This window comes from Nostoc cf. edaphicum LEGE 07299 (genome assembly GCF_015207245.1).
Classification (GTDB): Bacteria; Cyanobacteriota; Cyanobacteriia; order Cyanobacteriales; family Nostocaceae; genus Nostoc; species Nostoc edaphicum_B.
Map to the genome: position 1 here is coordinate 1 of NZ_JADEXF010000338.1, position 5,206 is coordinate 5,206.

Sequence of the window (5,206 nt, forward strand, 5' to 3'; positions counted from 1 at the left end):
GCGGTATTCCGTTCTAATGAGCATATTTATGCCCAGCTGATTGATGATACTAAGCATCAAACCATTGTGGCTGCATCGACCGTAGAACCAGAGTTGAAATCTAGTTTAGCGTCATGTGCAAACCGCGACGCGTCGGTGCAAGTTGGTAAGTTGATCGCAGTGCGATCGCTAGAAAAAGGCATTACCAAAGTAGTCTTTGATCGCGGTGGTAACTTATATCATGGTCGTGTCAAAGCACTAGCTGATGCAGCACGCGAAGCTGGTTTAGATTTCTAAAGTCATTGGTCATTAGTCATTAGTTATTGGACAAATGACAAAGGACAAATGACAAATGACAACTGACAACTGACGTTCACCAGAGCATAGATTATGGCAACAGAGCGTAAAAGTAGAACAAAGCGTGCCAAAAAAGAAGAAACCACTTGGCAAGAGCGGGTTATCCAAATCCGCCGCGTAAGTAAAGTGGTCAAAGGTGGTAAAAAACTCAGCTTCCGAGCGATCGTTGTCGTTGGTAATGAACGCGGTCAGGTTGGAGTTGGAGTAGGCAAAGCTTCAGATGTAATTGGCGCCGTCAAAAAAGGCGTAGCCGACGGCAAAAAACACCTCATTGATATCCCAATCACCAAATCCAACTCCATCCCTCATCCTATTGATGGTGTTGGTGGCGGTGCAAAAGTGATTATGCGTCCAGCCGCGCCTGGTACTGGGGTAATTGCGGGTGGTGCTGTGCGAACTGTGTTGGAATTAGCAGGAGTTCGTAACGTCTTAGCCAAACAACTAGGCTCCAACAATCCGCTCAATAATGCTAGAGCCGCAGTTAATGCCTTATCTACACTGCGTACCCTTGCTGAAGTCGCCGAAGATCGCGGTATTCCTATTCAAAATCTCTACATCTAATTTAGTCATTAGTCATTGGTCATGAGTCATTAGTGAATAACAAAGGACAAATGACAAATGACAAACGACAAATGACAAACGACAAATGAGAACTTGATAACTTATGAGACTCCATGATGTTAAGCCGCAAAAAGGCTCAAAGAAACGCAAGAAGCGTGTAGCTAGAGGTATTTCTGCCGGACAAGGCGCTAGTGCTGGTCTAGGTATGCGGGGTCAAAAATCTCGTTCTGGTAGTGGTACTCGACCAGGTTTTGAAGGTGGTCAACAGCCATTGTACCGCCGCTTACCTAAGCTGAAGGGCTTTCCGATTGTTAATCAGAAGATTTACACTACGATTAATGTAGAGAAGCTAGCTTCCCTTCCCGCGAATACGGAAGTAACTTTGACCTCGTTGAAAGCCGCAGGTATCCTGACTGCTGTCAAAGGGCCACTGAAAGTTTTAGGTAACGGGGAATTGAGCATTCCGCTCAAGGTACAAGCGGCAGCTTTTACAGTTTCAGCTCGTAGCAAAATTGAGGCAGCTGGTGGTAGTTGTGAAGTCTTATGAGTGAGCCGGAACAGCGCACTTAAATGCAAGCCAACTCGCTGCCAGTGCTTGGTTCACTATAAAGGTAGCACTCTATGATCAGTCGAGATAAAGCCCCAACGGCTCAAGAAACTTTTATGCAGATGGCGCAGGCAGCTGGCCTCAGAGGTAGGCTGCTTGTCACCGTCGGTATTTTAATTTTGGTTCGCCTGGGTATTTTCTTACCCGTTCCAGGGATTGATAGACCGAGATTTGCCGAAGCCATATCGGGCAGTAATTCCATATTCGGCTTATTGGATATATTTTCCGGGCGAGGACTTTCGACTTTGGGAGTCTTTGCTTTAGGAATTTTACCCTTCATTAATGCGTCTATTATCATCCAATTGCTCACCGCGGCAATTCCATCTTTAGAAAATTTACAGAAAAATGAAGGTGAAGCAGGTCGGCGAAAAATATCGCAAATTACCCGCTATGTCACTGTAGTTTGGGCAATTCTTCAAAGTACAGCTTTTTCGGCATTATTCCTTCAGCAATTCGCCTTAAAGCCAGGGCCAATCTTCGTAGCTGAAACTGCGATCGCTCTGACTGCTGGTTCTATGTTCGTGATGTGGGCATCAGAACTAATTACAGAACGAGGCATTGGTAACGGCGCATCATTGTTGATTTTTGTCAACATTGTTGCTTCATTACCAAAAGCTTTAGGCGATACCATCGACTTGGTACAAGTAGGTGGTCGGGAAACAGTAGGTCGAGTGATCGTACTGATCTTAGTTTTCCTAGCAACAATTGTTGGTATTGTGATTGTTCAAGAAGGAATGCGCCGCATCCCAATTATTTCAGCTCGTCGCCAAGTAGGTCGGAGAGTTTTAGCAGAGCAGCGCAGCTATTTGCCCCTGCGGCTAAATCAAGGCGGTGTAATGCCAATTATTTTTGCTGCTGCCATCCTCAGTTTGCCACTGCTGATCGCCAATTTTACTAAAAATGCCGATTTGGCGAATATAGTTAACACTTATTTGAGTCCAAGCGGTTCTAGCTCCTGGGTCTATGCCTTGGTGTACATGGTTTCCATCATTTTCTTCAGCTACTTTTATTCTTCGTTGATTCTCAACCCAGTAGATGTGGCGCAGAACTTGAAGAAAATGGGTTCTAGTATTCCCGGAATTCGTCCCGGTAAGGCAACTAGCGAGTATATAGAACGCGTGTCCAACCGACTCACTTTTTTGGGTGCGATCTTTTTGGGCTTCGTTGCGATTATCCCCACCGCCGTGGAAAGCGCTTTAAATGTGAAAACTTTCCAGGGGATAGGTGCGACATCTTTGTTAATTTTAGTTGGTGTGGCAATTGAGACAGCCAAACAAGTCCAAACTTATGTCATCTCTCAGCGCTATGAAGGAATGGTGAAATAATAGTGACGCGATTAATCTTCTTGGGGCCACCTGGAGCGGGTAAAGGAACACAAGCTCAAACTTTGGCTGAACACTTAAATATTCCCCATATTTCTACGGGTGAAATATTAAGACAAGCCATGAAAGAGCAGACTCCTTTAGGAATTAAAGCTCAAAGTTATGTTGATAGCGGTGAGTTAGTTCCCGACCAGCTAGTGCAGGACTTGGTACAGGAACGTCTCGGTCAACCAGATGCCAAAAATGGTTGGATTCTGGATGGATTTCCCCGAAAAGTGACCCAAGCAGCTTTTCTGGAGAAGTTACTGGAAGCAATACATCAAGGTGGCGAAAGGGTAGTCAATTTAGATGCACCAGATGAAATTGTCATCGCACGTTTGCTAGCTAGAGGACGAAAAGATGATACCGAAGAGGTGATTCGTCGTCGTTTAGAAGTATACCGCGCTGAAACTGCACCTCTAATTGATTATTATGGCGATCGCAAAAAACTCCTAACAGTCAATGGCAATCAATCCCAAGAAGATGTAACTGGTGAACTACAAAAGGTAATCGCTTCCTGAAAACGAGGGGAAGTAGGGAGTAGATAATTCCCGGCTCTCCCCTCACTGCTCCCAAGAAAAAGATCAATTTTAGCTAAGATATATTAATAAACTGTTGATATATTTCTTAAAATGTGTTGTTTTGCAGATGAAGCGCTGCAACTGAACACGAAATTGTTGAGTTGAGGAAAAAACAAATTGTCTAAGCAAGATTTGATTGAAATGGAAGGCACGGTTACAGAGTCCTTGCCCAATGCGATGTTTCGCGTTGACTTGGACAATGGCTTTAACGTGCTAGCACACATTTCCGGCAAGATTCGCCGAAATTATATCAAGATTTTGCCCGGCGATCGCGTCAAGGTAGAGTTAACTCCTTACGACTTGACCAAAGGCAGAATTACCTATCGACTACGAAAGAAGTAAGTATATGTAGAGAATTTTACCATAAAACCATTTTTTTGACTGTTTCTTAGTCATTTAACTGGATTAATTCCCCTAGAAATGCTATAATTTTATATTTGGAGTCAAAAAATAAAAGGCATGAAAGTTAGAGCCTCAGTCAAGAAAATTTGTGAAAAATGTAACGTGATCAAACGTCGTGGTCGCGTTATGGTGATTTGCGTAAACCCCAAGCACAAACAACGTCAAGGATAACGCTCTTACCAACAGAGCTAGTTGCAGGACGCATATCATCATTAAAACGAAAAGACGCGATTAATCACGTTTTTCCAACCAACAGTAATTGCGACAACAATAGGGAGAGTTCATTGTGGCACGTATTGCCGGAGTAGACCTTCCACGCGATAAGCGCGTTGAGATCGGTCTGACTTATATCTACGGAATTGGATTATCACGCGCTCAAGAAATTATAGCGGCAACTGGTGTAAACCCAGACACCCGCGTTAAGGACTTAAGTGATGCCGATGTAACAGCCCTACGAGGGGAAATAGAAACCAACTATCAAGTTGAAGGCGACTTGCGGCGCTTGGAGTCTTTGAACATCAAGCGCTTAGTTGACATTGGTACCTACAGAGGTCGTCGTCATCGCATGGGCTTACCAGTCAGAGGCCAAAGAACTCGCACTAATGCCAGAACCCGTCGAGGCAGAAGGCAGACAGTGGCCGGGAAGAAGAAGGCTCCAGGGAAATAATTTTGCAACGCTTGCTAATCCGAGCAAGTTTTACCTTAAATCAACTAAACAAGTATGGCGAGACAACCAACTAAAAAAACCGGGAGCAAGAAGCAGAAACGGAATGTACCCAGTGGAATGGCCTACATCCAGTCTACTTTTAACAATAGCATTGTCACCATTACCGATCAAAATGGAGATGTCATATCCTGGGCCAGTGCTGGTTCTAGCGGTTTTAAGGGAGCAAAAAAGGGAACTCCCTTTGCAGCGCAGACCGCAGCGGAAAGTGCAGCCCGTCGAGCTATCGATCAAGGAATGCGCCAAATTGAAGTAATGGTTAGTGGACCAGGAGCAGGTAGAGAAACCGCTATCCGGGCGCTTCAAGGAGCAGGACTGGAAATTACACTGATTCGGGATATTACCCCCATTCCTCACAATGGTTGCCGTCCACCCAAGCGCCGTCGAGTTTAAATACTAAAACTTGGGCAGTGAGGACGAAAAGTTACAGCCAGCAATGACCGCTTGAGCGTCTAACGTTCAAACTGTCATTGAGTTAAAGCTTGGGCGACCAGAAGCGCGTCAGATTTTCCCGCCGGGAAAGCTGTTAAGCTTTGGGCTACCCAAAATATTATTAGCGCCTGCAAGCTGAATGGGAGTGTCAAACTATACCGTAATTTTATACTAATAGTTTGATAGACCTAATAATCTACAG

At 44.7% G+C, this 5,206-nt stretch carries 9 protein-coding genes; all 9 read left to right on the plus strand.

The genetic code is table 11. The features are described 5' to 3' along the window. On the plus strand, nt 1-276 hold a 276-nt coding region (gene rplR / locus IQ229_RS11985), incomplete at its 5' end, for a 50S ribosomal protein L18 (RefSeq protein ID WP_194043962.1). A 93-nt stretch (nt 277-369) separates the two neighbouring features. Then, the gene (gene rpsE / locus IQ229_RS11990) at nt 370-897 is read left to right on the plus strand and encodes a 30S ribosomal protein S5 (protein ID WP_190891248.1); all 528 of its coding nucleotides are present in this window, start codon (nt 370-372) and stop codon (nt 895-897) included. A 103-nt stretch (nt 898-1,000) separates the two neighbouring features. Then, the gene (rplO, locus tag IQ229_RS11995; protein WP_069070765.1) at nt 1,001-1,444 is read left to right on the plus strand and encodes a 50S ribosomal protein L15; all 444 of its coding nucleotides are present in this window, start codon (nt 1,001-1,003) and stop codon (nt 1,442-1,444) included. Nucleotides 1,445-1,518: 74 nt separating this feature from the next. Beyond that, the gene (secY, locus tag IQ229_RS12000; RefSeq protein ID WP_194043964.1) at nt 1,519-2,829 is read left to right on the plus strand and encodes a preprotein translocase subunit SecY; all 1,311 of its coding nucleotides are present in this window, start codon (nt 1,519-1,521) and stop codon (nt 2,827-2,829) included. 2 nt (nt 2,830-2,831) lie between these two features. Then, complete coding sequence (locus IQ229_RS12005) at nt 2,832-3,386, plus strand: adenylate kinase (RefSeq protein WP_194043966.1); 555 nt, start codon at nt 2,832-2,834, stop codon at nt 3,384-3,386. Between the two features lie 177 nt (nt 3,387-3,563). Then, the gene (infA, locus tag IQ229_RS12010) at nt 3,564-3,788 is read left to right on the plus strand and encodes a translation initiation factor IF-1 (protein ID WP_006276978.1); all 225 of its coding nucleotides are present in this window, start codon (nt 3,564-3,566) and stop codon (nt 3,786-3,788) included. Between the two features lie 117 nt (nt 3,789-3,905). Beyond that, nucleotides 3,906-4,019: a 50S ribosomal protein L36 gene (rpmJ, locus tag IQ229_RS12015; protein ID WP_015129703.1), complete on the plus strand. Its 114-nt coding sequence runs from the start codon at nt 3,906-3,908 to the stop codon at nt 4,017-4,019. A 115-nt stretch (nt 4,020-4,134) separates the two neighbouring features. Beyond that, nucleotides 4,135-4,515: a 30S ribosomal protein S13 gene (rpsM, locus tag IQ229_RS12020; RefSeq protein WP_094328449.1), complete on the plus strand. Its 381-nt coding sequence runs from the start codon at nt 4,135-4,137 to the stop codon at nt 4,513-4,515. Between the two features lie 54 nt (nt 4,516-4,569). Then, a complete protein-coding gene (gene rpsK, locus IQ229_RS12025; protein WP_069070761.1) occupies nt 4,570-4,965 on the plus strand; it encodes a 30S ribosomal protein S11 in 396 nt (131 codons plus the stop codon). The last annotated feature ends 241 nt before the right edge of the window (nt 4,966-5,206 follow it).